Annotated in this window: 25 protein-coding genes; 16 read left to right on the forward strand and 9 right to left on the reverse strand. The window is 69.5% G+C overall.

The genetic code is table 11. From position 1 onward, the window contains the following. Positions 1-70: 70 nt before the first annotated feature. The 3 genes from AB0O24_RS17290 to AB0O24_RS17300 form a co-directional block, all read right to left on the reverse strand. Positions 71-424, reverse strand: a complete 354-nt coding sequence (locus AB0O24_RS17290) for a hypothetical protein (RefSeq protein WP_363376646.1) — start codon at positions 422-424, stop codon at positions 71-73. 732 nt (positions 425-1156) lie between these two features. Beyond that, entirely contained in the window at positions 1157-1924 is a 768-nt protein-coding gene (locus tag AB0O24_RS17295) for a hypothetical protein (protein WP_275797194.1), read from the reverse strand. After that, a complete protein-coding gene (locus AB0O24_RS17300; protein WP_275797197.1) occupies positions 1917-2594 on the reverse strand; it encodes a hypothetical protein in 678 nt (225 codons plus the stop codon). Before AB0O24_RS17300 ends, AB0O24_RS17295 begins: the two co-directional genes overlap by 8 nt. Before the next feature lie 153 nt (positions 2595-2747). Here AB0O24_RS17300 and AB0O24_RS17305 point away from each other — a divergent pair, with 153 nt between their 5' ends. Continuing rightward, on the forward strand, positions 2748-3029 hold the full coding sequence (locus AB0O24_RS17305; RefSeq protein WP_275797199.1) for a hypothetical protein: 282 nt from the start codon (positions 2748-2750) through the stop codon (positions 3027-3029). A gap of 275 nt (positions 3030-3304) precedes the next feature. On the opposite strand, the gene AB0O24_RS17310 is transcribed toward AB0O24_RS17305, so the two are convergent. Next, positions 3305-3460 (reverse strand): hypothetical protein, encoded by a 156-nt coding sequence (locus AB0O24_RS17310; protein ID WP_363376649.1) that lies wholly within the window; start codon positions 3458-3460, stop codon positions 3305-3307. A 225-nt stretch (positions 3461-3685) separates the two neighbouring features. Between AB0O24_RS17310 and AB0O24_RS17315 the strand changes: the two genes are divergently transcribed. Both AB0O24_RS17315 and AB0O24_RS17320 read left to right on the forward strand, forming a co-directional pair. Next, positions 3686-3958 carry a type II toxin-antitoxin system RelE/ParE family toxin gene (locus AB0O24_RS17315; RefSeq protein WP_275797203.1) on the forward strand — a complete coding sequence of 91 codons (273 nt, stop codon included), beginning with the start codon at positions 3686-3688 and terminating at the stop codon, positions 3956-3958. 14 nt (positions 3959-3972) lie between these two features. Then, positions 3973-4263 carry a HigA family addiction module antitoxin gene (locus AB0O24_RS17320; protein ID WP_275797204.1) on the forward strand — a complete coding sequence of 97 codons (291 nt, stop codon included), beginning with the start codon at positions 3973-3975 and terminating at the stop codon, positions 4261-4263. Positions 4264-4324: 61 nt separating this feature from the next. Here the strand turns inward: AB0O24_RS17320 and AB0O24_RS17325 are convergent, their stop codons facing one another. After that, the gene (locus tag AB0O24_RS17325) at positions 4325-5404 is read right to left on the reverse strand and encodes a PqqD family peptide modification chaperone (RefSeq protein WP_275797206.1); all 1080 of its coding nucleotides are present in this window, start codon (positions 5402-5404) and stop codon (positions 4325-4327) included. A 150-nt stretch (positions 5405-5554) separates the two neighbouring features. On the opposite strand from AB0O24_RS17325, the gene AB0O24_RS17330 reads away from it, so the two are divergent. From AB0O24_RS17330 to prfA, 12 genes are all read left to right on the forward strand, one after another. Then, positions 5555-5809: a DUF6458 family protein gene (locus AB0O24_RS17330; protein WP_058597247.1), complete on the forward strand. Its 255-nt coding sequence runs from the start codon at positions 5555-5557 to the stop codon at positions 5807-5809. A 33-nt stretch (positions 5810-5842) separates the two neighbouring features. Continuing rightward, entirely contained in the window at positions 5843-6982 is a 1140-nt protein-coding gene (locus AB0O24_RS17335; RefSeq protein ID WP_275797209.1) for a serine/threonine-protein kinase, read from the forward strand. After that, a complete protein-coding gene (locus tag AB0O24_RS17340) occupies positions 6979-7470 on the forward strand; it encodes a hypothetical protein (protein WP_275797211.1) in 492 nt (163 codons plus the stop codon). The genes AB0O24_RS17335 and AB0O24_RS17340 overlap by 4 nt, the downstream gene beginning before the upstream one ends. Before the next feature lie 56 nt (positions 7471-7526). Further along, entirely contained in the window at positions 7527-8336 is an 810-nt protein-coding gene (locus AB0O24_RS17345) for a transglutaminase family protein (RefSeq protein WP_363376652.1), read from the forward strand. 143 nt (positions 8337-8479) lie between these two features. Further along, positions 8480-10144 carry an arginine--tRNA ligase gene (argS, locus tag AB0O24_RS17350; protein ID WP_275797214.1) on the forward strand — a complete coding sequence of 555 codons (1665 nt, stop codon included), beginning with the start codon at positions 8480-8482 and terminating at the stop codon, positions 10142-10144. Positions 10145-10147: 3 nt separating this feature from the next. Next, on the forward strand, positions 10148-10921 hold the full coding sequence (locus AB0O24_RS17355; protein ID WP_275797216.1) for a DUF2993 domain-containing protein: 774 nt from the start codon (positions 10148-10150) through the stop codon (positions 10919-10921). Between the two features lie 127 nt (positions 10922-11048). Beyond that, positions 11049-12479 carry a diaminopimelate decarboxylase gene (gene lysA / locus AB0O24_RS17360; protein WP_363376655.1) on the forward strand — a complete coding sequence of 477 codons (1431 nt, stop codon included), beginning with the start codon at positions 11049-11051 and terminating at the stop codon, positions 12477-12479. Then, positions 12476-13798, forward strand: a complete 1323-nt coding sequence (locus AB0O24_RS17365; RefSeq protein ID WP_275797220.1) for a homoserine dehydrogenase — start codon at positions 12476-12478, stop codon at positions 13796-13798. Before lysA ends, AB0O24_RS17365 begins: the two co-directional genes overlap by 4 nt. Before the next feature lie 2 nt (positions 13799-13800). Further along, positions 13801-14883: a threonine synthase gene (gene thrC / locus AB0O24_RS17370; RefSeq protein WP_275797222.1), complete on the forward strand. Its 1083-nt coding sequence runs from the start codon at positions 13801-13803 to the stop codon at positions 14881-14883. Beyond that, entirely contained in the window at positions 14880-15812 is a 933-nt protein-coding gene (gene thrB, locus AB0O24_RS17375) for a homoserine kinase (protein ID WP_058627825.1), read from the forward strand. Before thrC ends, thrB begins: the two co-directional genes overlap by 4 nt. Before the next feature lie 153 nt (positions 15813-15965). Beyond that, positions 15966-18188, forward strand: coding sequence for a transcription termination factor Rho (gene rho / locus AB0O24_RS17380; RefSeq protein ID WP_363376658.1), 2223 nt, complete (start codon positions 15966-15968; stop codon positions 18186-18188). A 32-nt stretch (positions 18189-18220) separates the two neighbouring features. Then, positions 18221-19297, forward strand: coding sequence for a peptide chain release factor 1 (gene prfA, locus AB0O24_RS17385; RefSeq protein ID WP_275797227.1), 1077 nt, complete (start codon positions 18221-18223; stop codon positions 19295-19297). Between the two features lie 76 nt (positions 19298-19373). On the opposite strand, the gene AB0O24_RS17390 is transcribed toward prfA, so the two are convergent. Continuing rightward, the gene (locus AB0O24_RS17390; RefSeq protein WP_275797229.1) at positions 19374-20774 is read right to left on the reverse strand and encodes an amidase; all 1401 of its coding nucleotides are present in this window, start codon (positions 20772-20774) and stop codon (positions 19374-19376) included. Positions 20775-20818: 44 nt separating this feature from the next. Beyond that, the gene (locus AB0O24_RS17395; RefSeq protein ID WP_275797231.1) at positions 20819-21805 is read right to left on the reverse strand and encodes a helix-turn-helix domain-containing protein; all 987 of its coding nucleotides are present in this window, start codon (positions 21803-21805) and stop codon (positions 20819-20821) included. A gap of 217 nt (positions 21806-22022) precedes the next feature. On the opposite strand from AB0O24_RS17395, the gene AB0O24_RS17400 reads away from it, so the two are divergent. Beyond that, on the forward strand, positions 22023-23276 hold the full coding sequence (locus AB0O24_RS17400; RefSeq protein WP_363376661.1) for an acyl-CoA dehydrogenase family protein: 1254 nt from the start codon (positions 22023-22025) through the stop codon (positions 23274-23276). Positions 23277-23355: 79 nt separating this feature from the next. On the opposite strand, the gene epsC is transcribed toward AB0O24_RS17400, so the two are convergent. Together epsC and cysK are read right to left on the reverse strand one after the other, a co-directional pair. Next, entirely contained in the window at positions 23356-23925 is a 570-nt protein-coding gene (epsC, locus tag AB0O24_RS17405; protein WP_275797235.1) for a serine O-acetyltransferase EpsC, read from the reverse strand. A gap of 2 nt (positions 23926-23927) precedes the next feature. Next, on the reverse strand, positions 23928-24866 hold the full coding sequence (gene cysK, locus AB0O24_RS17410; RefSeq protein WP_058597259.1) for a cysteine synthase A: 939 nt from the start codon (positions 24864-24866) through the stop codon (positions 23928-23930). Positions 24867-24883: the final 17 nt, after the last annotated feature.

Genomic DNA, 24883 nt, shown 5'->3' on the forward strand with positions numbered 1-24883 from the left:
CTCGAACAACTCTCCCTCGTCTACCCCGAACGCATCCACCGCTACCTCTAACCCCCGAGACACCACCCACTTACACACACAACTTGACAGGCTCCCGGTCGACGCGTTCTGTCTCGACCCCGTCGAGCAAAACGCGCGCGACACCCGACGTAGGGCTCCTGCGCGCTATCCAATCGATCGCGGAACCCGTGAACTGGATCTCCGCCCAACCAGGCGTCGTGCGAAATCGGCTGTAGTCGAAGCGGTCTTCGCTGTTCGTGAGACCGTCCCACGGCGTCGGCCCATACGTGATTCGAGGATCGTCGACCTTCACGACACCGGCAGGCACGTCATCCTCCGCAGCCGCGGCCACACCAACCGGCATCCCGGCACCAGCGATCAGCGCGAATGTCGCCCCCAAGACGACCCAAGCTCGCATCTTCATTTAGCCCCCATTGCTACGCCAACCTCTCGCGCAGCTTATTGCCCAGCGACCCGCGGTGCGGGCGCCGGTTGTGACGGCTCGATGTCGAGCGAACCGAAGAGGACCGCATGAGTAATTTCCGCGGCGGACGTGTTGCAGAACGAGACACTCGAGCTCGTGCGGAGCAAGCTATAGATTTAGCGCACATAAGTTACCGAGCAAGCTAAGAGAACAAGGTACCTGATCTGCCGCGAAGGAGGATCGAGTCCCGTTGCCGGGTCGCTGCGCTGGGCTGTGGAGGTATCCCGCTGGTGGCAACACCGTGGCAACAGATGACGTGATTCAGCGCGATCCGAGGTCACTCACAGTGATTGAGACGCCCCGTAATCACGAGCTTTCGCGAGGTCGTCGCGCCAGGATGCGAGCCGTCCTGGGCTTCCGGTACCAAAGGTCGCAGGTTCGATTCCTGTCGGGGGCACCAGCCGAGAGGAGCGATCGCGGGGAATCGCGGTCCCTTGTCTTTTAGCCCGTGAAACAAACGGACGGCGTTTCGCGTCGTCGAGTGCGACTGCGGCGCGGTCCGGACGGCCGATATCCGCACAAGCAGTCGTGCGCGGTCTCGAACTGGCAACTAGCTCCTGACGGGCGGAAGCGCTGACCTCATCGCGAGACGGTCTCGATTCGCTCGAGCCTCGCTGGCGGTTGATCATGGGCGGGCGGTTTCGAACCTATTCGCGGAGTCTTGGCTCCGGCTTAGGTCGGCCGTGCGACGCGGGTACGGATGCTGGCGATCACCTGGCGGTAGTCGAACGAGACATTCAGTGGTGGCCTCGCCTCCCATCCGTCCGCGAATGGGTGCAGGATTCGTCCGACATCGCGTCGCGCCCCATGCGCTGGCGCTTCATCGAGCTGCCACCCGCCGATGTCCGCGAGCGGGTGCGACTCGACGATCCGAAACAGGTTGTGCAAGTCGATCCCGTCCTTCATCGCGCGGCGGTTTCTCCAGGCATACGCCTTGAGCATGATCGCGCCCTCGACGGAAGGGACGTTGGTCGCAAAGAGCAACTCCTCATCGTTGCTGAGCATGACTGACACTTCGAGCGAAAGCGGCCGCGCCAGAGCAACGCCGAGACCCGGCATGCTGTCGAACCTCCGGCCGCCGAGCGTCTCCTCACGCAGCCGGGTTTCCAGGTTCGGCACGAGCAGGTCCACCGTGAGGGTGGTGTCGCCCGAGCCCGGCCGTTCGTATCGATTGCTATTGGTGGGCGAGTAGCCGAGCGCGATCAGCCGATCGTGCGCGGTGCTCGTGCTGGCCAACGCACGCGGGATACCTCCATCTGCGTCTCCTGTGCGGCGCGTGACCGAGCCGGGGCTCGGGAAGTGAGCGCACAGCATCGACACCATCTGGCCGCCGATGATGCCAGACTCGTCTTCGCCGTCAAGGACCTGCGACAGGTCGGCGAGAGCCCGAAACGCAGCGTCGTCCGCCGCGGTGCGCGAGACGAGATGCGTGTCAGGCATCGGTGTGCTTCGCGTACCAGCGCACGACGTACTCGCGGAGCTTGTCGACGGCTTCGTCCTGGTCGCCCGTTGTGGCCGTACGCAACACGTCATACGCCGCGATCGCCGGGTCGACGACGCCTTCCTTCCCCCACGCTGCGGCGGTCGACCACAGAGTTGGATCACTCGGGATCGTGACGAGCATCGTGTAGTCCGACTCGTCTGCCAGGACGTAGCCCTCGGAAGCGAGGTCGATCGGCTCCTTCGCGTAGCCGACGACGCGCTCGGAAACTCGCCATGGTGCGATCGCGTCCGCTGCGAAGTCTCCGGAGAGCAGTGTGCCGCGGGCGGCAATTTGTTTCGCCTGCTCGTCCACAGGTCGATCGCTCCACCAGTAGAAGGACTGACCGCCGGGGCCAGGGTAGGTGGCCACGAGCTTGTCGAACAGCTTCGCCGCGTCCTCCTCGTCGGGCAGCTGGCGCAGGGCATTGGAGACAGAGCCCTGCGTCGTGCCGGCGAGCTCGGCAAGCCGGATCTGGTCGTTGCGCGGCGCGCCAGCGAGAAGAGCCCGCCACACTGCGTAGCGGGCATAGGCACGCGGCCCCCTCTTGACCGGCTGCGCCGAGGGCGTCTCCACAAGCACGTGGATCTCGCCGTCGTGAACAACTCGATCGTCGAGGACGAGCGTCATGTCTCGGACCGTTCGCGCCCACTCGATTGCATCCCTCGTCGCGCGCGGTGCGACGACGACGAGGTGTGTGTGATCCGAGAGTGACTCATGCGCCGAGTACGTCTTTTGAAGCCAGGCCCGCTCCGGAAGTCGCCTGGTGGTCTTGAACTCGAAGTGGGTGAGCTCACCGTCGATGAGGATGCCGAGATCGGACATCTCCACGCGCGCACCGCTGCTGCGAAGCTGCTTGACAACCCGACCGGCGTCCACATTAACCCCCGTATTAAAGAAAACGCGCTTCGCGTATATTCTAATATCACGATCGACAACACGCGTCAGGTTGCTGAGGTCGACCTGGCTGACGTGCTCGTACTCGTCAACATCCTCATGAACGTGAACATCGTCGTCTTCACGAAGAGCGTCGTCGTCCGCACCATCACGAGCACGTGCTCATGAACTTCTTGAGCGTCATCGTCGCGATGACGCTCGCGTACAGCGCGGCATCGTACGCGCGGGGACTCAGCCGGTGGCCTCCTTCGTTAGCGTTGCACCGCTTTCACGTGCGCGCAGGCCTGGTGCCCTTACGGCCGATCGGACCGGGCAAGAACCCGCTGGTCACATCTCACTGAGCATCCGGAAGCAGCTGGAACGGCGACACGTCTCGAGCATCACCAACGCACCCCCCCATTTGGGAGGCAGAAGCCCGACCTGATTCCGTCGCGTGACCTCTCCTACTGATTGACCTCGTAGCCGAGTGCCACCGCAATGACAAGCGCCGCGAATCCAAGGAGCAGAACCACACCCGCCACGACCTCAAGTCGCGGCAGCGCGGCGAACAACCACAGGAGCCAGCGCGGTGGTTCGCGGTCTCGTCCTCGCTCGTCCACCAGCCCAGCATGGCGTATCGGCACCGCAATGATTGCAGCCGGCACTGCTCGATCTTGGGCACCAGGCGTCGTCCTGTGACCATCACAACTCGCGGCGAGATCGGGCGGCACGGGCCCTGATATCGACTCCGGCGGAATTGCGGCGGCTCGCTGAGCAGCGCCGCTCGCTGACACCAGAAGCGCATTGTATCGTGATGCGATACACGATACGCTCGGTCCGTGATCGTGAGCTTCAGACACAAGGGGCTTCAAGCGCTCTACGAGTCGGGCTCTAAGAAGGGTGTGCAGCCCGCGCATGTGCCGAAGTTGACCCGCATCCTCGGTCTCCTCGACGTCGCGCAATCGCCGGCCGACCTCGCGATTCCTGGGTACCGTGCCCACGAGTTGAAGGGCGATCTCGCCGGACACTGGTCGCTTTGGGTGAACGGGAACTGGCGTGTCACACTCCGATTCATCGGGCAGGACGTCGAGCTCGTCGACTACCAGGACTATCACTGAAGGAGGACCGGAGGATGATGATGATGATGAAGCACCCGCCGCACCCCGGAGAGATCATCGGGGAGGACGTACTCGGCGAACTCGGCCTCACCGTCGCAGAGGCGGCTGCGCGCCTCGGTGTCGCCCGTGTCACCCTCAGTCGTGTCATCCATGGACATTCCGGGGTGAGCCCGAACCTTGCGATCCGCCTCGAGCGTGCGGGCGTCGGAACCGCGCGCGCCTGGATGGCCATGCAGACCACCTACGACCTGGCCCGCGAGCTCGACGGCAAGACCCACGACGTCCAGCCCCTCGTAGTCGCATAACGTCGCCCAGACGAGAGTCGATTCACCCGCCCGCAGACCCGTTCTCACCAACCCGATCGACTCAGGTCCGATACTCGATGAGTCCTTCGGCGCGAAGCTCGTCGAGGGTCGTCCGCACGGCGCTGCGCGCGTCTCCGTCGGCCGGGTTGCCGTGCGCGCGCACCGCGGCGGCCACCAGGTCGTCCAGCGTCACACCGCTCGCCAGCCGCCAGAGCGTGGGCCCGATGCCGTCGAGGACGTGGACGGAACTCCCGCCCTCTCCGCTGCGTCGCAGCACGGCGAGCCGGCCGTCGGCGAGGGTGATGGCATCCAGAGCCGGTGTCCGCGCGTACCCCTGGGCGGCAGACGCCGGGACGATCGCCGTGCGCTCGAGCGTCGAGATCGCGTCACGCGGGGGTGACGCGAGAAGGTCGCGGATCAGCGGCAGAGCGTCCTCCGCCTCACGGTAGCGGAGGCGGAGGGGCCCACCGACGCTCTCGATGTGGCCCAGCAGCGTCGCCAACGGTGCATCGAGCTCGGAGAGGTAGCTGCATTGCGGGGCGATCGCGGCGATGGCATCCGTCATGTCCAGCGGCTCGAGTCCGGCGACGGGGGCATCCTCGTCACGGTCGAGGACGACGATCGCGTGCAGGCGCAGTGGTGTCGACGGCAGGTCGCGGAGGCCGAGACTCCCCGGCGGGAGCTGGTGTTTGGCTCCGGCGCCGACGATGACCGAGAGAGGCTTCCGGTACGGCAGCACGGTTCCGTCGGCGGTCACGCCGACGCTCTCGTCGGTGACGTAGGCGAACTCTCGCGCGAGGCGCGACATGAGCGTGGTCTTGCCCATGCCCGAACGGCCGGAGAAGAGCACGACCCTCCCGCGCTCGTCGGCGACGGCGCCGGCGTGGACCATCCAGAGCTCGCCCCGGCGTGCCGAGAGGGCGGCGAGCGTCACTCGTGTCGTGAGATCGGCGGCGGCCGCGTCGAGGGGCAGGTCCGCGCGGCACCGTACGACGGACGCGGGCGCCGCGCCTCTGCTCGAGCGAGCGCCCGACCACCCTCCAGCGAGCAGATCGCGGTCGGTCGGCGAGAAGCTCGAGACGTCGATCCGGACGGTGACCCCGAGCGCGTCGACGTCGAACGTGGTCAGGGGGCTCGGCACGGGCGTCAGTCTGTCCGCACCGCCGAGGCGTCCGAATCGCGGCGCGACGAATCGCGCGAGGGTGAAAATGCGCGAGTGGGCGTTGTCAAGACCTTCCCGCGATTCGGTCGGGCCTTGGGATGCTGGGGATACTCTTGAAAGGAGCCTGCCATGAGCATCGGAGCCGGCATCGCGCTGTTCGTCATCGGCGCCATCCTCGCCTTCGCGGTGAACCTCCCGAACGACTTCGTGAACCTCAGCATGATCGGCTACATCATGATGGGGGCGGGCGTCGTCGTCTTCCTCATCGGGATCGTGCTCCTCGTTCGTCGTCGGCAGACCGACACGGTGACCCGCACCGAAGGAGTCGGGGGAGCGCAGGTCACGCGCTCGACGACGCGCTCCTCGAACGACGACCTCGTGTGAGACCCTCGGGGTCCCCGCCCCGAGAGAGCCAAGATGACCGAATCGATTCCCACCGCGCCGTACGACGCGTCCGCCGAGAACCTCTTCGACGGCCGCTATCGCCTGGGGCGCGTCCTCGGACAGGGTGGTTACGCGCGCGTCTATGAAGCGGTCGACACGTCCCTCGGCCGGACCGTCGCCCTCAAGGTGATCGACGGTGAGGGAGCAGACCCCTCGGATGCCGCGCGCGTGCGCTCCGAGATCCGCCTGCTCGCCTCGCTGTCGCACCCCTCGCTCGTGACGCTCTACGACGCGCGCCTGGCGACGACTCCCGCGTACCTGTCGATGGAGCTCATCGCGGGTCCCACCCTCACCGATCTCATCGCCCGCGGACGGATGTCGGCCGAAGACGTCGCTCGCACCGGCGTCGAGATCGGGGAGGCGTTCGCGGTGATCCACGCGCGCGGGATCGTGCACCGCGACGTCAAACCCTCGAACATCCTCATCCGTCCCGCCGCCCACCCCGGGGAGAAACCGCGAGCCACGCTCGCCGACTTCGGCATCGCGTCGCTCGTGGGAGCCACGCGCCTGACCCGGGCGGAGACGGTCGTCGGGACGGCTGCCTACCTGAGCCCCGAACAGGCACGCGGGATGCCGGCTGCTCCGGCGAGCGACGTCTACTCCCTCGGGCTCGTTCTGCTGGAAGCCCTGACCGGCGCGCGCCCCTTCGCGGGACGGACGCCGCACGAAGCGCTCGCCGCCCGTCTCGTCGCGGCGCCGGAGATCCCCGCGCGAATCCCCGACGCGTGGCGCGACGTCCTCGAACGGATGACGGCGGGGGATCCCGCCGAGCGCCCGGATGCCGCCGCCCTCATCGTCGCCCTCCGCTCCCTGTCCGAGGTGCCGGTGCCCAGCGCCGCGCGGACAGCGGTTTCCGGGGCGACGGGCGAGTCGCCCACCCGTGTCCTGCCGGAGGAGCCCCCGCCCACCCGTGTCTTCGACAAGCCGCGGCGGCGGATCTCGCGCCGCGCCGCGATCGTGGCATCCGTCATCGCCGTCCTCCTCGTCGGCGGTGGCACGGCCGCCGCCGTCGCGCTGAACGGTTCGCCCGCGAGCGCCACGCCCGACCTGCCCGCGCTGCCCGCTCCGCTCGACCAGCATCTCAGCGACCTCTGGACGGAGGTCGGGCCGTGAGGCGTCGTGTGCTCCCCGTGGTCGGGGTCCTGGTCGCGATCACCGTCGCGCTCGCCGGATGCACGCCGCCGGCCACCGAGCCGACCGCGTGGCAGAGCACCGTTCGCACCGTCGCCGATCAGGCCTCGGCCGGCGACTACGCATCCGCCCTCGCCACTCTCGACGCGCTCGAGGCGGAGGTGACGGCCCGTCGTGATGCCGGCGAGCTGTCTGCCGAGGAGGCAGCCGCGATCCTCGACAGGATCGCGACCGTCCGCGCCGATCTGACGTCCTTGGCGCCGACGCCTACGCCCGAGCCCACGCCCGAGCCCACGACGGAACCGACGCCCGAGGAGCAGCCGAGCATCTCGGACGACGGGTCGTCGGACGACCAGGCGCCCGCGAATCCGGGTGATCAAGGCCCGGGCGACAACGGCAAGGGCAAGGGCCCGGGCAAGGACGATCAGGGCCCGGGAAACGGGAGAGGCCCCGGCAAGAAGGACGGCTGACGACGTCTTCCCGCGCCGCGGACCGAACCACCCCCGCGGCGTGCGAGGATTGCTCGGTGCCGCGCCGGGTGACCGCTGAACTCGACCTCGATCTGGGGGCGTCCGTCGACCTCATCTTCCAGATCACCGCCGCGCAGGGCGTGCCCCTCGCGAGCGAGAACCTGACCTTCTCGCAGGGCGACCGCCTCTATACCCCCACCGAGATCGTCGACCAGTCCGGCAGCCGTCTGCACAGGCTCACCGCCGAGCAGGGGCCGCTCTCGGTGCGGTACGACGCGGTCGTGCAGGGGCCGTCGCAGACTCCGCGCACGAGCGACCTCGAGACGATCACCTACCTCCGCCCCAGTCGCTACTGCCAGTCCGACGAGGTGTTCGCGCAGGCGCGGCGGCAGTTCCGCGGACTCGCCGGGGCAGACCTCCTCGCCGCGGTCTCGAACTTCGTCGCGACGACGGTGACCTACACACCGGGGCTCAGCCTCGGTACCGACAGCGCGGTGACCACGCTCATGACCGGTCAGGGAGTGTGTCGCGACTACGCGCACGTCGTGATCGCCCTGCTGCGCGCGATGGACATGCCCGCGCGCTACGCGGCGTGCTTCGCCCCCGGCCTCGAGCCGATGGACTTCCACGCGGTCGCCGAGGCGTACCTCGACGGTGCGTGGTACGTCGTCGACGCGACCCGCCTCGCCGACCGCCGCTCGCTCGTCCGGATCGCAACGGGGCGTGACGCCGCCGACTGCGCCTTCCTCAGCTACCACGGCGGATACGTCGGTCTCGAGCGCATGCACGTCGATGCGGTCCTCGAGAACGAGGTCCCGGATGTCACGGCCCCCGACGACCACGAAGCCCTGGTGCAGATCGCCTGAGGCAGGCCGCCCGATCGTGGCTCATCTGCAGGATCGGCGCGGCCGCGGCCGTCCCACCGGCCCCACGGAGCGACATCAGCCCCACGGGTCATGCAGATGGACCGGCATGCGGGACCGACCACGCCGCCTAGAATTGGGGGGCTATGGATCCCGCTGCCCTCTCCGCTGCCCTGCTCGCCGTCATCGTCCCGCTCGCGGAGGCGCGACGAGAGGGGTCCTCGGCCGGGCTCAGCGCCGCCGACCTGCCCCTCGAGCGCCCGAAGAACCGCGACCACGGCGATTGGGCCTCCAACGCCGCGATGAAGCTCGCGAAGGTGGTCGGCGCGAACCCGCGTGAGTTCGCGGCCGAGATCGCCGAGGGCCTCGCATCCGTCGACGGTGTCGCGAGCGTCGAGGTCGCGGGCCCCGGGTTCATCAACATTCGACTCGATGCGGCTGCCGCCGGCGCCCTCGCGAAGACGATCGTCGAGCAGGGCGCGGCGTTCGGAACGAACGACAGTCGCGCCGACGAGATCATCAACCTCGAGTTCGTCAGCGCCAACCCCACGGGGCCGATCCACCTCGGCGGAACGCGGTGGGCCGCGCTCGGCGATGCCCTCGCGCGCATCCTCTCGTCGCAGGGTGCGAGAGTCACCCGCGAGTACTACTTCAACGACCACGGTGCGCAGATCGACCGCTTCGCCCGCAGCCTCGTCGCCGCTCACCAGGGCGACCCGACCCCGGATGACGGCTACGGCGGTGCCTACATCGGCGACATCGCGAAGCGCGTCGCCGAGGCGTACGACGGCGACATCGACGCTCTCGACGCGGAGGCCAAGCAAGAGGCGTTCCGCGAGCTCGGCGTCAACTTCATGTTCGACGAGATCAAGCAGTCGCTGCACGAGTTCGGCGTCGACTTCGACGTCTACTTCCACGAGAACGATCTGCACAACTCCGGTGCGGTCGAGCGCGCCGTCGCGCGCCTGCGCGAGCTCGGGCACATCTTCGAGGCCGACGGCGCCACCTGGCTGCGCTCGACCGAGTTTGGCGACGATAAAGACCGCGTCATCATCAAGTCTGATGGGCAGCCCGCCTACATCTCGGGCGACCTCGCCTACTACCTCGACAAGCGCGAGCGCGGCTTCAACCGCTGCATCATCATGCTCGGCGCCGACCACCACGGCTACGTGCAGCGGCTGATGGCGATGTGCGCCGCCTTCGGCGACGTGCCGAACGTGAACCTGCAGGTGCTCATCGGCCAGATGGTCAACCTCGTGCGCGACGGCCAGCCGATGCGCATGTCCAAGCGCGCCGGAACGGTCGTTACCCTCGAAGACCTCGTCGAGATCGTCGGAGTGGATGCCGCCCGCTACGCCCTCACGCGGAGCTCTGCCGATTCGAACCTCGACATCGACCTCGACGTGCTGCAGAAGCGCACGAACGACAACCCCGTGTTCTACGTGCAGTACGCGCACGCCCGCACGCACAACGTGGCGCGCAACGCCGCGGCATCCGGAGTCGACCGCTCCGAGTTCGCGCCCGAGCTCCTCGACCACGAGTCGGAGTCGGCCCTGCTCGGCGCCCTGCAGGAGTACCCGCGCGTCGTCGCCCACGCCGCGGATGTCCGCGAGCCGCACCGCATCGCCCGCTACCTCGAAGAGGTCGCCGGCCTCTACCACCGCTGGTACGACAACTGCCGCGTGATCCCGCTCGGCGACGCGCCGGTCGAGCCCGTGCACCGCACGCGCCTCTGGCTGAACGACGCGACCGGCCAGGTCCTGCGCAACGGACTGACCCTGCTCGGCGTCTCGGCTCCGGAGCGGATGTAACGGATGACGGATGCCACGGCTCGCACGCCGCGCAAGAACGGCCGGTGGATCGCGATTCTCATCGTGGTCGTCGTCGTGGTGGCGGGTGCCGCGGTGGCGGCCGAGTTCATCGCCCGGTCCGTCGTCTCGAACACCGTCCGTTCGCTCGTCGTGGAGAAGATCGGTCTCCCCGACGACCAGGACGTCGACGTGGAGCTGGGTGGGGTCATCCTGCCGCAGCTTCTCACCGGCCGCCTCGACGATGTGACGATCACCTCGGACGACGTCACCCTGGGCCCCATCACCGGTGACGTGCGCGCCGAGATGAAGGGCGTCCCGGTGTCGGGCGGCGGCGCCGCCGACGGGGGGACCGCGTCGATCCGCCTCGACGAGCAGCAGCTGCGCACGCTCCTCGCGCAGATCCCCGACTTCCCCTCCGGAACGGTCGCGATGGCCGCCCCCGATCTGACGTTCACGAACGAGCTGTCGGTGTTCGGAGTGGGCATCCCGGTCGGAGTGTCCGTGACGCCGGGTGCGTCGAACGGCGACCTCACGCTCACCCCGACGGGTTTCCAGCTCGGCGGGAACAGCATCGACGCCGACACGCTCCGGGCGCAGTTCGGGGGAGTGGCCGATGTGGTGCTTCGCTCGCAGAGCCTCTGCTTCGCTGACCGCCTCCCCGCGGCGCTCACCCTGACCTCGGCGACCGTCCAGGGTCAGAACCTCGTCGCGTCGTTCGACATCGACGGTGAGGTGCTGAACGATCCGGCACTCCAGCGCGACGGCTCCTGCGGATAGGGCGCGGGAAGGGAGCGGCATACGCCGTGCCCTAGACTGCTAGGGCTGCCCGCCGCGTGACTCTCCGCGGGGGCGGCAGCCGTGATCCGCGGCCGTCGCGTCGCCGCAAAACCCGATTGGTTCCTCTGTGTCCGCCTCGCACTCCGCGCTCGTGCCCGAGTGGCTCACCGCCCCGGCCGAAGCGAATGAGCTCGTCGCCCCCGTCTGGCCGGCGTCCGCGCGTCGCGTCGACGACGGCTCCGTCGAGATCGGGGGCGTCTCCGTCTTCGACCTCCGTGACCGTTTCGGCACCCCGCTGTACGTCCTCGACGAGGATGAGGTGCGCGAGCATGCCCGCCGTGCCCGCGCCGCATTCGACTCCGCGGCAGCGCGTCATGGCATCCGGGCCCGTGTCTACTACGCCGGCAAGGCGTTCCTGTCGACCGAGGTCGTGCGGTGGGTCGTGGAGGAGGGGCTCGCCGTCGACGTCTGCACGCGTGGTGAGCTCGAGGTCGCTCTCGCCGGGGGAGCGGACCCGGCGCGGCTCGGCTTCCACGGCAACAACAAGAGCGTCAGCGAGCTGGAGCGCGCCGTCGAGGTCGGCATCGGCTCGGTCGTCGTCGACAGCCCCATCGAGATCGAGCGCCTCGCCGCGATCGCCGAGCGTCGCGGCGCCGTGCAATCCGTCCTCGTGCGCGTGCGCACGGGAGTGCACGCCGAGACCCACGCCTTCCTCGCCACCGCGCACGAAGACCAGAAGTTCGGCTTCTCGCTCGCGGGCGCGGCCGACGCCGTCGCGCGTATCCGCGAGCTGACCAGTCTGCGCTTCGTGGGCCTCCACGCCCACATCGGCTCGCAGATCTTCGACTCGTCCGGATTCCGCGAGTCGGCCGCACGTCTGGTCGACCTTCACGCCGACCTGCTGGCCGGGGGAGAGATCCCCCTCCTCAACGTCGGCGGCGGCTTCGGCATCTCGTACACCTCGGTCGACGACCCGAAGCCCATCGAAGAGATCGCCGACGGCATCCTGGATGCCATCGCCGACGAGTGCGCCGTGCGCGGCATCCCGATGCCCGACGTCGCCACCGAGCCCGGGCGTGTCATCGTCGGCCAGGCCGGGGTGACGCTGTACGAGGTGGGAACCGTCAAGACCGTCACCGCCGCTGAGAACCTCGAGCGCACCTACGTCAGCGTCGACGGTGGCATGAGCGACAACGCCCGTCCCGCCCTCTACGGCGCGGACTTCTCGGCACGCATCGTCTCGCGCACCTCGCCCGCCAGCCCCGCGCTCTCGCGTGTCGTCGGACATCACTGCGAGTCGGGCGACATCGTCGTGGATGCCGAGTACCTTCCGGCCGACGTCACCCCCGGTGACCTGCTGGCGGTGCCCGCGACCGGGGCGTACTGCTTCTCGCTCGCGAGCAATTACAACTACACCCCGCGTCCGCCGGTCGTCGCCGTCCGTGACGGTCAGGCCCGCGTGATCGTGCGCGGCGAGACCATCGACGATCTGCTCTCGCGCGACGCCGGCATCCCGGCATCCGCCCCCACCGCAACACCCCACGGAGACACCGCATGACCGACTACCGCACGCTCCGCGTGGCGCTCCTCGGCGCCGGCGCCGTCGGCTCGCAGGTCGCCGACCTGCTGCTCAAGCACGGCGACGAGCTCGCCGACCGCGCGGGCGCCAAGCTCGAACTCGCCGGCATCGCCGTCCGCAACCTCGACTCGAAGCGCGACGCCGACCTCCCGCGCGAGCTCTTCACGACGGATGCCGAGACCCTCATCGTCGGCTCCGACATCGTCATCGAGCTGATGGGCGGGATCGAGCCGGCCCGCACGCAGGTGCTGCACGCGATCGCCTCGGGCGCCGACGTCGTCACGGCGAACAAGGCGCTGCTGGCCACGCACGGCTCCGAGGTGTTCGAGGCCGCCGATCAGGTCGGCGCCGAAGTGTACTACGAGGCCGCCGCGGCCGGTGCCATCCCGATCATCCGCCCGCTGCGCGACTCGCTCGCCGGCGACCGCGTCGTGCGCATCATGGGCATCGTCAACGGCACGACGAACTACATCCTCGACCGCATGGACACCGAGGGCGCCGACTTCGCCGACGTCCTCGCGCAGGCGCAGGCGCTCGGCTACGCCGAGGCCGACCCGACGGCCGATGTGGAGGGATACGACGCCGCGCAGAAGGCCGCGATCCTCGCCAGCCTCGCGTTCCACACGACGGTTCCCCTGGATGCCGTGCACCGCGAGGGCATCACGTCGGTGGATGCCGCGATGATCGAGTCCGCGCGCCACGCCGGTTACGTCATCAAGCTGCTCGCGGTGTGCGAGCGCCTGACGGCCGCCGACGGCGCGGAGTCGATCTCGGTCCGCGTCTACCCGGCTCTCGTCGACCGGTCGCACCCCCTCGCGAGCGTCCACGGCGCGAACAACGCCGTGTTCGTGCAGGCAGAGGCGGCGGGTGACCTCATGTTCTACGGCGCCGGTGCCGGCGGAGTGCAGACCGCCTCGGCCGTGCTCGGCGATGTCGTGTCGGCCGCGCGCCGACACATCGCCGGGGGAGTGGGGGTCGGCGAATCGACCCGCGCCAACCTCCCCGCCGTGCCGATCGGGCACGTCATCACGCGCTACCAGATCACCCTCGAGGTCGACGACAAACCGGGCGTGCTGGCCACGGTCGCCGGCATCCTGAGCGAGGGGCGCGTGTCGATCGCGACCGTCGAGCAGACCGTCATCGAGGCGGACGAGAACACTCACACCGGCGGCTCCGCTCGCCTGGTCATCGGAACACACAAAGCCCGCGAGCAGGACCTGAGCGAGACCGTCGAGCGTCTCGCCGCGAGCGGCGTCGTCGAGCGCGTGGTCTCCGTGCTGCGCGTGGAAGGGAACTGAACATGGCACACCTCTGGCGCGGAGTCCTCCGCGAATACGCCGACCGGCTGGGCGTCACCGACGCCTCCACCGTCGTCACCCTCGGCGAGGGCGGTACGCCGCTGCTGCCCGCCCCCGCTCTCTCGCGCCGCACCGGTGCCGACGTGTGGGTCAAGTACGAGGGCATGAACCCCACCGGTTCGTTCAAGGACCGCGGCATGACCGTCGCGCTCTCGCGCGCCGTCGAGCACGGCGCCAAGGCCGTCATCTGCGCCTCGACGGGCAACACCTCGGCTTCGGCCGCGGCCTACGCCGCGCACGCCGGGATCACGGCCGCGGTGCTCGTCCCCGAGGGCAAGATCGCCATGGGCAAGCTCAGCCAGGCCGTCGCGCACAACGGCCGCCTCATCCAGATCCGCGGCAACTTCGACGACTGCCTCGAGATCGCGCGCGAGCTCGCCGATCACTACCCGGTGCACCTGGTCAACTCGGTGAACCCCGACCGCATCGAGGGGCAGAAGACCGCGGCGTACGAGGTCGTCGAGGTCCTGGGCGACGCTCCCGACTTCCACTTCATTCCGGTCGGCAACGCGGGCAACTACACCGCGTACTCGCGCGGCTACCGCGAAGAGGCCGCTCGCGGCGTCGCGACGCGCGTTCCCCGCATGTTCGGCCTCCAGGCCGCGGGTTCCGCCCCGCTCGTGCGCGGCGAGGTCGTCAAGCAGCCCGAGACGATCGCCAGCGCCATCCGCATCGGCAACCCCGCGTCGTGGGACCTCGCCCTCGAGGCGCGCGACGCGACCGACGGCTGGTTCGGCGCGATCGACGACGCCGGCATCCTCGAGGCGCAGAAGATCCTCGCCGGCGAGGTCGGCATCTTCGTCGAGCCCGCCTCGGCGATCAGCGTCGCGGGGCTCCTCGACCGCGCCGAGGCGGGGATCGTCCCCGCCGGCGCCAAGGTCGTGCTCACCGTCACCGGCCACGGCCTCAAGGACCCGCAGTGGGCCCTGCGCAAGGCCGACGGCACCGACGTGCAGCCCACCGTCGTCGACGCGGCCACCTCGGAGGTCGCCTCCGTGCTCGACCTGCAGCCGGTGACCGCGTGACCACAGGCCCCGGCCGTCGGGTCGCGGTCCGTGTTCCCGCGACGAGCGCGAACCTCGGGCCCGGCTTCGACACCCTCGGTCTCGCCCTGAGCGTCTACGACGAACTCGTCGTCGAGCAGCTCGACGACGGCCTCCTCGAGATCGACGTCGAGGGCGAGGGCACGGCCGACGTCCCCCGCGATGCGTCGCACCTCGTCGTCCGCGCGATGGCGCACACGTACGCGTCGGTCGGCCGCGCCCTTCCCGGGTTGCGGCTGACCGCGCACAATGTCATCCCGCACGGCCGCGGCATGGGCTCGTCCGGAGCCGCCGTGGTGGCCGGCATCCTCGCCGCCAAGGGCCTGCTCGAGGGCGAGGTGACCTTCAGCGACGTCGACCTTCTGCGCCTCGCGACCGAGATGGAGGGTCACCCCGACAACGTCGCGCCGGGCCTGTTCGGCGGTCTGACGATCGCGTGGATGGATGCCGAGGGCCCCCAGCACAAGCAGCTCATCGTGCACCGCGGTGTGTCGCCGCTGGTCTTCGTGCCGAGCTTCACGATGTCGACTGCCGTCGCGCGAAGCCTGCAGCCGCTGCAGGTGCCGCGCGAGGACGCCGTGTTCAACGTGTCGCGTTCGGCCCTGTTGATCGCCGCGATGACGCAGAGTCCCGAGCTGCTCATGGCCGCGACCGAAGACAAGCTGCACCAGAACTATCGCGCCCAGGCGATGCCCGAGACCGACCGGCTCGTGCGCGCCCTCCGCGCCGAGGGGTATGCAGCCGTCGTGTCGGGCGCGGGACCGAGCGTGCTGGTTCTCGCCGATGGGCCGGGGCAGCGACTTGCCGCGGCGGATCTTATGGCATCCGTGGTCGACACCCCGTGGCAGGCGCTCATGCTCGCCGTCGACGTCAAGGGTGGTACAGTGAAAATCGCAGAGGGTTCCGCGTAAGTCGCGAATCTGAGCCTCTGCACCACCTGCGAAATCCGCAACACATCGCGAACCCGGTCTCGGCTGCAGTCTCCCGAACCGCTGGTGTCTCTTCGTCTGCGTTCTGCATGGCGAAGCGCGATCTGATCACGTTTCATTTTCTGAGGAGCACTCGTGGAGTCCATCTCCGAGACCCAGCCCGTCGACGCGCCCGAGGGCGCTGAGATCCCCGCCGAGGAACAGCCTTCGGCCGAGGCGCAGGGCACCGACACCGACCAGGCCGACACGGCTGCCGAGACCCCGGATGCCGAGGGCGCAGACGCCTCGGCCGCCGAGGTCGCTGCTGACGACGCGACCACCGACGAGGCCGCCGCCGACGCGGCGCCCGCCGATGCCGCGGAGCCCGAGGCGCTGTTCACCGATGACGCGCTCGCCGCCGAGGCGCCCACCGCGGACGCTCCGGCCGAGGCCGTCGCTGAGCCCGCTGCTGAGGCGCCCGCCGCTGCCGAGCCCGCTGCTGCCGAGCCCGCCGCCGCGGCCGAGGAGCCGGCGGCTGCGGCCGCAGACGCCCCTGCCGAAGAGCCCGCTCCGGTGGAGAAGCCGGCAAAGGCTCCGCGCAAGCGGGCGCCGCGTCGCGCGACGACCGCCTCCGCGAAGGAGAAGGCGGCCGCCGAGGCCGCCGCCGCAGAAGCCGCCGCGGCCGAAACCGCCGCTGCGGAGGCCGCCGCGGCTGACACGGCTGCGACTGACACGGTCGCCGCAGAGGCGCCCGCCGCCGACGTCGCCCCCGAGGCGGAGGTCGACGCGGCAACCCCCGTGACCACCGCTGCCGATGTCGCCGACGACGCCGCCGCGGCCGAGCAGACCCCGACGGTCGACGAGGCCGGCGCAACCGACGCGCCGGTTGAGGGCGACGCCTCTTCGAGCGAGGCCGCCGACACCGCTTCTTCGGACGACGCCGCCGACCAGACGCCGGCGCGGGGTCGCGGTCGGAACCGCTCCCGCAACCGGAACCGCAACCGCGCAGAGACCACCGAGACCGCCGAGGCGCAGCCCGCCGCGGGCGACGAGTCCGAGACAGCTCCGCAGGGCGGCCAGCGCGACGGCGGCGCCCAGAACGGTCAGCAGGCTCAGCAGCAGCAGGGCGGCACCAGCAACCGCAGCCGTCAGCGCAACAAGCGCCGCGGCCAGAACGCGACGGGCGACGAGTTCGATTCCGAGATCGGCGAGGACGACGTCCTCGTGCCGATCGCCGGCATCCTCGACGTGCTCGACAACTACGCCTTCGTGCGCACCACCGGCTACCTGCCCGGGCCGAGCGACGTCTACGTCTCGCTGGGCCAGGTGAAGAAGTACAACCTGCGCAAGGGCGACGCCGTGGTGGGCTCGATCAAGCAGCCGCGTGAGAACGAGCAGTCCAGCCGCCAGAAGTACAACGCGCTGGTCAAGGTCGACTCGATCAACGGTCTGTCGGTCGACGACGCCGCCGCGCGCGTCGACTTCGGCAAGCTCACGCCCCTCTACCCGCAGGAGCGCCTGCGTCTCGAGACGGCACCCGAGAAGCTGACCCAGCGCATCATCGACCTCGTGGCGCCCGTCGGCAAGGGCCAGCGCGGCCTCATCGTCGCGCCCCCCAAGGCGGGCAAGACGATCGTGCTGCAGCAGATCGCCAACGCCATCGCGCACAACAACCCCGAGGTCCACCTCATGGTCGTGCTCGTCGACGAGCGCCCCGAAGAGGTCACCGACATGCAGCGCACCGTCAAGGGCGAGGTCATCGCCTCGACCTTCGACCGTCCTGCCGAAGACCACACCACGGTTGCCGAACTGGCCATCGAGCGTGCCAAGCGCCTGGTCGAGCTCGGCCGCGACGTGGTCGTGCTCCTCGACTCGATCACCCGCCTGGGCCGCGCCTACAACCTGTCGGCGCCCACCTCGGGTCGCGTGCTCACCGGTGGCGTCGACGCGTCGGCGCTGTACCCGCCCAAGCGCTTCTTCGGCGCCGCGCGCAACATCGAGAACGGCGGGTCGCTCACGATCCTCGCCACCGCACTGGTGGAGACCGGCTCGAAGATGGATGACGTGATTTTCGAGGAGTTCAAGGGCACGGGCAACAGCGAGCTGCGCCTGAGCCGCCAGCTCGCCGACAAGCGCATCTTCCCGGCCGTCGACGTGAACGCGTCGAGCACCCGCCGCGAAGAGATGCTGCTCTCGCCCGACGAGGTGAAGATCACGTGGAAGCTCCGCCGCGCCCTGGCCGGTCTCGAGCCCCAGCAGGCCCTCGAGGTCGTGCTCGGTAAGCTCAAGGAGACGCAGTCGAACGTCGAGTTCCTCGTGCAGATGCAGAAGTCCATCCCGGCGCCCTCGCGCGGCGGTGACGACAACAGCATCCGCTGATCCGGGCGGCAGACGCGATGTCGGTGCCCGCGATGTTCGAGTCGGTCCGTGGACTGATCGAGGAGCACAAGGCCGTCCAGGAGGAGCTCTCCGACCCGGCCGTGCACGCCGACGCGGCGCGCGCCAAGCGCGTCAATCGGCGATACGCGGAGCTGTCGCGGATCGTCACGGCTCACGAGGCCTGGGTCTCGGCATCCGATGACCTCGAAGCGGCACGCGAACTCGCGCGAGAAGACGAGGCGTTCGCGGCTGAGGTCCCGACGCTGGAGGAGCGGGTCGCCGAGACGCAGGAGCGTCTGCGGCGCCTGCTCATTCCGCGCGACCCCGATGACGCGCGCGACGTGATCATGGAGATCAAGGGCGGCGAGGGCGGGGCCGAGAGCGCGCTGTTCGCGGCCGATCTGCTGCGCATGTACCTGCAGTACGCCGCCTCGATGGGCTGGAAGACCGAGCTCCTCGAGCGCACGGAGTCCGACCTCGGCGGATACAAGGACGTCCAGGTCGCGATCAAGGGCTCCTCGAGCGACCCCGCTCAGGGGGTGTGGGCCCACCTGAAGTACGAGGGCGGCGTGCACCGTGTGCAGCGGGTGCCCGCGACCGAGTCGCAGGGGCGTATCCACACGTCCACGACGGGCGTGCTCGTCTTCCCCGAGGTCGACGAGCCCGAAGAGGTCGCGATCGACCCGAACGACCTCAAGATCGACGTGTTCCGCTCGTCCGGCCCCGGAGGCCAGTCGGTCAACACGACCGACTCCGCCGTGCGCATCACCCACGTTCCGACCGGGATCGTCGTGTCGATGCAGAACGAGAAGTCGCAGCTGCAGAACCGCGAGGCGGGCATGCGCGTGCTGCGCGCTCGCCTTCTGGCGAAACAGCAGGAAGAACGCGACGCGGTCGCCGCCGACGCGCGCCGGTCGCAGATCCGCGGCATGGACCGCTCGGAGCGCATCCGGACGTACAACTTCCCCGAGAACCGCATCGCCGATCACCGCACCGGTTACAAGGCGTACAACCTCGACCAGGTCATGGACGGCGCGCTCGGCCCGATCATCGAGTCGGCCATCGCCGCCGACGAAGAGGCGCGTCTGGCGGCTCTCGCCGGCGACTGACGTTCTCGCGGTCGCCCCGCCGCCGGGACACATCGTCGCCGAGGGATCGCCCGTCCTCAGTGAGACACGTCGGCGATCACGCGTCCCACACCGGGGGGTGGGGGAGCGGGCCGCGACGATCCTCGAGCTGCGCCGCCAGCGACAGCAGGGTCGCCTCTCCGCCGGGGCGGCCGATGAGCTGCACCGAGACCGGGTGGCCGCTCGCATCGGTCGTGACGGGCAGGGTCAAAGCGGGCAGTCCCGCCACGTTGACGAAGCTGGAGTACGGTGCGTACTCGACCTGCATCGCGAACGTGCGCTCCGGACTGTGCCCCGCATACGACCCCACGGGCTGCGGCCCCTGCGCCAGCGCGGGGGTCAGCACCGCGTCGAAGGCCGAGAAGTCGGCGATCGTCCGACGTTCGAAAGCGCGTGCCGAGGCCAGGCCGCCCAGCAGTTCGAGCGCCGACAGTCGTCGCCCCTCCTGCACGAGCCACGCGGTCAGCGGTTCGACGAGGGTCATGTCGTCGTCGCTCAACGGGATGCGGGCGGCGCTCGCGCGCCAGAGGACGTGGAAGAGTGAGGCATACCCGAACGGATGCCAGTCGGCATCCGTCACGTCATGGTCCGCATCCGCGAGCCAGGCGGTGGCCGTCTCGAACGCCGTGCGTGCGTCGGGATCGAGCACGATGTCCTCGTCGTCGTCCCACGGCGAAACGGTCGTGACGCCGATGCGGAGGGTTCCGGGTGAGCGCCGGGCCGCATCGACGAACGGGCCCGCACCGGGGGCCTGCGTGGCGTAAGCGAACGGAGCGAGGCCCACGAGCGCGTCGAGGAGGAGGCCGGCGTCCTCGGCTGACCGAGCGATCGGCCCGGTGACCGACAGGCCGTCGGGGGAGTCGAATCCCGAACCGATCGGCAGCCTGCCGCGCGACGGTTTCAGCCCGACGACGCCGACCGTGGCCGAGGGGATGCGGATGGAGCCGCCGCCGTCCGAGCCCACAGCCGCAGGCAGAAGGCCCGCCGCAACGGCGACGGCGGCACCACCGCTGGAGCCGCCGGCCCCGGCCGAGAGCCGCCACGGATCGCGTGCGGGAGCGTGGATGAGCGGTTCGGTGAATCCGGTGAGACCGAACTCCGAGGTGCTCGTCTTGCCGAGGTTCACGGCACCCGCGGCATCGAGAGCGAGGGCGAGAGGATCGGATGCCGTGGGCACGAGATGCGCGCGCGAGCGCGAGCCGTAGCGTGTCGGGACACCCGCACGGGCGACGAGGTCCTTGTCGGCAAGGGGGACGCCCCACAGGGAACCCCGCGCGGGTCGAGCGAGGTCCGCGGCCCGGCGGAGGGCGGCATCCGGGGTCACCTCTGCGAAGGCACCGAGATCGGCGAAGCGCTGGGCGCGATCGAGATAATGCCCCGCGATGTCTCGTGGCTCGAGCGTGCCGTGGCGGAGCGCCGCCACCTGCGCGACGAGCGGCAGGTCGTGCAGGCGCGTCATGCTCCGAGCCTACGGCGTGGATCGAGAGAGGCTGCCGAGCCGTGTCAGCTCGCGCGTTCCCACGCGGCCTCGGTGGCGTCCAGCTGGGCGAGCACCTCGCGAGGAGTCTGACCGAGGTGGTGGCGGAATGCCCGATGCAGGTGCGAGAGGTCGCTGAAGCCCCACTTGGCGGCCAGGTGCGTCAGGGTGACGCGTCCGCGTTCAGCGCGCAGATCGTCCGCGCAGGCGAGGACGCGCACGCGCATCACCGTCTGCCCGTACGTGAGCGGGGCGCTCTCGTACACCTGGTGGAGTTTGCGGACCGAGATGGCGAAGTGCCGCGCGATCGCGGCGGGGGAGGTGTCGACGAAGCGGATGTGGCGCTCGAGATGGTGCTCGATGCTCCGCCGCAACACCGCCTCGCCGCCGTCCTCGTCGGCGAGGGTCGTCGTCGGCGACGCAAGGCTCAGAGCCCTGGTCAGCGACGCGACGGCGATGCCCACGGCATCCGCTTCGCCCGCGCTCATGCGAGACGCCTGCATCCAGGAGGAGCGCACCGTGTCGGCGATGACCGCCCCCAGCCCGCCGGCGGCGGAGAACGTGCGTGCCGTGGCGTTCGCGCGCAGCCCGTCGGGGATGTCTCGCGCCGGCACGCGGAACGACACCGTGCGCCAGGGGTCGAGGTAGTCCAGGGAGAACGGTCGGGTGACGTCGACGATCGAGAAGGTTCCGGGGCCCGACATGCTGCGCCGGCCGTCCTGCGAGACGATGCAGCGCCCGTCGAGCATCAGGTTGACGAAGACGACCTCGTCGTCGACCCGGCGCACCTCGTCGGGGCCGTGGTGGATGACCTGGGAGCACGTGGCGATCTCGGCGCCGTTGACCTGGCCGAAGGGCTGACTCTCGACGTGACCCTCGAGTCCCGCGTGCGTCCAGTCGTCACGGGTGCCGCGCGCCGCTGGTCTGAGCGGGGTGAAGGCCGCGCACACCACCTCGCGCCAGTACGCGTACTGCTCAGACGGGCGCTTCTCGCGCGTGTCCCAGCGATGCATGTGCTTCTCCTCGACGGTGCACGGATGTCGACGGACTCAGCAGAGCAACGTCCTGTTTCCCGAGGCGACCTGCCGCATGTCAGCCCGGTAACGAACTGCTCACCGCGGCGGACCGTGCACGCTGGTCCTCGCCGGCGTGCACGGACGTCCAATCTGCCCCGATCACGGCGCTGCGACGCTACCTGGACCTTCACCCGAACGAGCGAGGAGCACACCCGTGGCCATCGACTTCACCCTCTCCGACGAGCAGCTCGGTCTCCGCCTTCAGGCGCGCGAATTCGCTGACAACGTGCTGAGCCAGGTCCCCGACGTCATCGCGCCGATCCCCGATCCGCTCGACCGGTTCCGTGCCCTGAAGCCCTTCTATCAGCAGATGGTCGACGCCGGCTTCGTCAAGGGACTCATCCCCGCCGAGAACGGCGGACACCGCTTCAGCAACCTCCAGTTCGCCCTCGCCTGCGAGGAGCTCGCACGGGTCGAGATCAACACCCCGACCGCGATCCTCGGCACCGGGCTGGGGGTGTTCCCGATCATCACGGCAGGCACTCCTGAGCAGAAGGAACGCTTCCTCGCGCCTTTCACCGACGGCAGCCCGGCCCTCGGGGCGATCGCCTTCACCGAGGCCGCGGGAGGAGCGAACTTCGACCACCCGGACCCCAAGTACGGCGTGCAGACCTTCGCCGTCCGCGACGGCGACGAATGGGTCATCAACGGCCGCAAGGCCTACACCACCAACGCGTCGGGCTGGGACGACCAGGGCGCCGACATCATCAGCGTCGTGTGCCGCATCGACGAGACCAAGCCGCCGGCGGAATCCCTCGCGATCATCGTCGTCGAGAAGGGCACGCCCGGTGTGACCTTCTCGGGGATCATCGACACGATCGGTCACCTCGCCACGAACTCCCCGTATGTGGACTTCGTCGATGTGCGGGTACCGGTGGAAAACCTCATCGGCGTTCCGGGCGACGGGTTGAACCTCACCAAGGGTGCGTTCTCCTGGACGTGCTCGAGCATCGCCGCAGCCGCCGTGGGGAAAATGCGCCGAGCGTTCGAGATCGCCTACGAATTCGTGTCGACCGAGAAGCGATCGGGGAGTGTCCCGGTCATCGACCACCAGAACGCCGGCTACATGCTGGCCGACATCAAGACGCGCATCGAGGTGGGGCGCTACTTCGCGTGGAAGGCCGCCGACCACTTCGACAAGACCGGTGGACTCGACCGCGAGCTGTCGAACATGTCGAAGATCTACAACTCCGAGCTGGCCGTGCAGACCGTGTACGACGCGATGCGGCTCGTCGGCGTCGACTCGTACGGTGATCGCGCCCCGCTCGGCGACATCATGCAGGACGTGCTGTGCCTGCCCGTGTACGACGGCGGCAACATGGGCGTGCGGCGTCGCCACCTGCACGAGATGCTGCGCACCCCCGGATACGACCACTTGGCCGCGGCGGAGAATCGCCTGTCGGTCTGACCGAGCCGCCCTCGTGCGGGCCCGCGGCGATGGCGGGTTCGCACGAGGGTGTTCCGGTGTCGCGGCGCGGGGCCGCGATTCAGATCGAATACTCCGGCGCCATCAGGAGGGCGCGCGTGTCGTCGCCGCTCCGCCGCGAGCGCGCCTTCGCCGGGACCCCGACGAGCACGCTGTCCGCGGGGGCGTCCCGCGTGACCACCGCGTTCGCGCCGATCACGGAGCGCGCCCCGATCGTGATCGGGCCGAGCACCTTCGCCCCGGCTCCGACGGCGACTCCATCGTGAAGCGTGGGGTGGCGCTTGCCGCCCTCGCGCTGCCGACCGCCGAGGGTCACGCCGTGGTAGAGCATGACGTCGTCGCCGACCTCGGCCGTCTCACCGATGACGACGCCCATGCCGTGGTCGATGAAGAAGCGGCGTCCGATCGTGGCGCCGGGGTGGATCTCGATGCCGGTGAGCCAGCGCGTCGCCTGGGACAGGGCCCGCGCCGGGAAGCGCAGCCCCCGTCGCCACAGGCGGTTCGCGACGCGGTACGACCACACGGCGTGCAGCCCCGGGTAGAGCAGTGCGATCTCGAGCCCGCCTCGAGCCGCGGGATCGCGGAGCTTCGCCGAGGAGATGTCTTCGCGGATGCGGGAGAGAACCCCCACCGTCAGTCTTCGCGCAGGTGCTCGTAGAGGGCGGTCGAGAGGTAGCGCTCGCCGTACGACGGGATGATCACGACGATGTTCTTGCCGGCGGCCTCGGGACGGCGCGCGATCTCGAGCGCGGCCCAGATCGCCGCTCCCGACGACATGCCGACCAGGATGCCGTCCTTGGCCGCGGTCTCGCGGGCGACGCGGATCGCGTCGTCGAACTCGACGTCGATGACCTCGTCGAGGATGTCGCGGTCGAGGATCGCGGGGACGAAGTTGGGACCGATGCCCTGGATCTTGTGGGGCCCCGGGTGCCCCTTCGTGAGGATGGGGGAGTCGGCGGGCTCGACGGCGACGATCTTGACGCCGGGGACGCGCTCCTTCAGCACCTGGCCGACACCGGTGATCGTTCCGCCCGTGCCGATGCCGGCGACGAAGTAGTCGACCTTGCCGTCGGTGTCGCGCAGGATCTCTTCTGCGGTCGTCTTGCGGTGGATCGCCGGGTTCGCCTCGTTCTCGAACTGGCGCGCCCACACGGCGCCCGGAGTCTCGGCGACGATGCGCTTGGCCTCGTCGACCGCGTACGACATGCCCTTGGTGGGGTCGGTCAGAACCAGCTCCGCGCCGAACGCCTTGAGCAGGATCCGGCGCTCCTTCGACATCGAGGCGGGCATCGTGAGGATGACCTTGTAGCCGCGAGCGGCGCCGACCATCGCCAGGGCGATGCCGGTGTTGCCGCTCGTGGACTCGACGAGGGTGCCGCCCGGCTTCAGCTCGCCCGACGCTTCTGCGGCGTCGACGATCGCGATGCCCAGGCGATCCTTGACGCTGGAAGCCGGGTTGTAGAACTCCAGCTTCGCCAGGATCTGCGCCTCGGTCCCCTCCGCAACGCGGTTCAAGCGCACCAGCGGAGTGTCGCCGAACGCAGAGGTGATGTCGGAGTGGATGCCGGGCATGGGTCGCCTTTCGCCGT

This window comes from Microbacterium sp. NPDC086615 (genome assembly GCF_040686055.1).
In the GTDB taxonomy this organism is placed as follows: Bacteria; Actinomycetota; Actinomycetes; order Actinomycetales; family Microbacteriaceae; genus Microbacterium.

Bases quoted from the DNA above. Each gene is read 5' to 3' on its own strand.
- cysK (WP_058597259.1), bottom strand. From the start codon at position 24,866: ATGCCCGGCATCCACTCCGACATCACCTCTGCGTTCGGCGACACTCCG.
- AB0O24_RS17335 (WP_275797209.1), top strand. From the start codon at position 5,843: ATGACCGAATCGATTCCCACCGCGCCGTACGACGCGTCCGCCGAGAAC.
- argS (WP_275797214.1), top strand. From the start codon at position 8,480: ATGGATCCCGCTGCCCTCTCCGCTGCCCTGCTCGCCGTCATCGTCCCG.
- thrC (WP_275797222.1), top strand. From the start codon at position 13,801: ATGGCACACCTCTGGCGCGGAGTCCTCCGCGAATACGCCGACCGGCTG.
- AB0O24_RS17395 (WP_275797231.1), bottom strand. From the start codon at position 21,805: ATGCATCGCTGGGACACGCGCGAGAAGCGCCCGTCTGAGCAGTACGCG.
- AB0O24_RS17295 (WP_275797194.1), bottom strand. From the start codon at position 1,924: ATGCCTGACACGCATCTCGTCTCGCGCACCGCGGCGGACGACGCTGCG.
- AB0O24_RS17355 (WP_275797216.1), top strand. From the start codon at position 10,148: ATGACGGATGCCACGGCTCGCACGCCGCGCAAGAACGGCCGGTGGATC.
- AB0O24_RS17390 (WP_275797229.1), bottom strand. From the start codon at position 20,774: ATGACGCGCCTGCACGACCTGCCGCTCGTCGCGCAGGTGGCGGCGCTC.
- AB0O24_RS17290 (WP_363376646.1), bottom strand. From the start codon at position 424: ATGAAGATGCGAGCTTGGGTCGTCTTGGGGGCGACATTCGCGCTGATC.
- AB0O24_RS17365 (WP_275797220.1), top strand. From the start codon at position 12,476: ATGACCGACTACCGCACGCTCCGCGTGGCGCTCCTCGGCGCCGGCGCC.
- AB0O24_RS17300 (WP_275797197.1), bottom strand. From the start codon at position 2,594: ATGACGCTCGTCCTCGACGATCGAGTTGTTCACGACGGCGAGATCCAC.
- prfA (WP_275797227.1), top strand. From the start codon at position 18,221: ATGTTCGAGTCGGTCCGTGGACTGATCGAGGAGCACAAGGCCGTCCAG.
- AB0O24_RS17330 (WP_058597247.1), top strand. From the start codon at position 5,555: ATGAGCATCGGAGCCGGCATCGCGCTGTTCGTCATCGGCGCCATCCTC.
- AB0O24_RS17320 (WP_275797204.1), top strand. From the start codon at position 3,973: ATGATGATGATGATGAAGCACCCGCCGCACCCCGGAGAGATCATCGGG.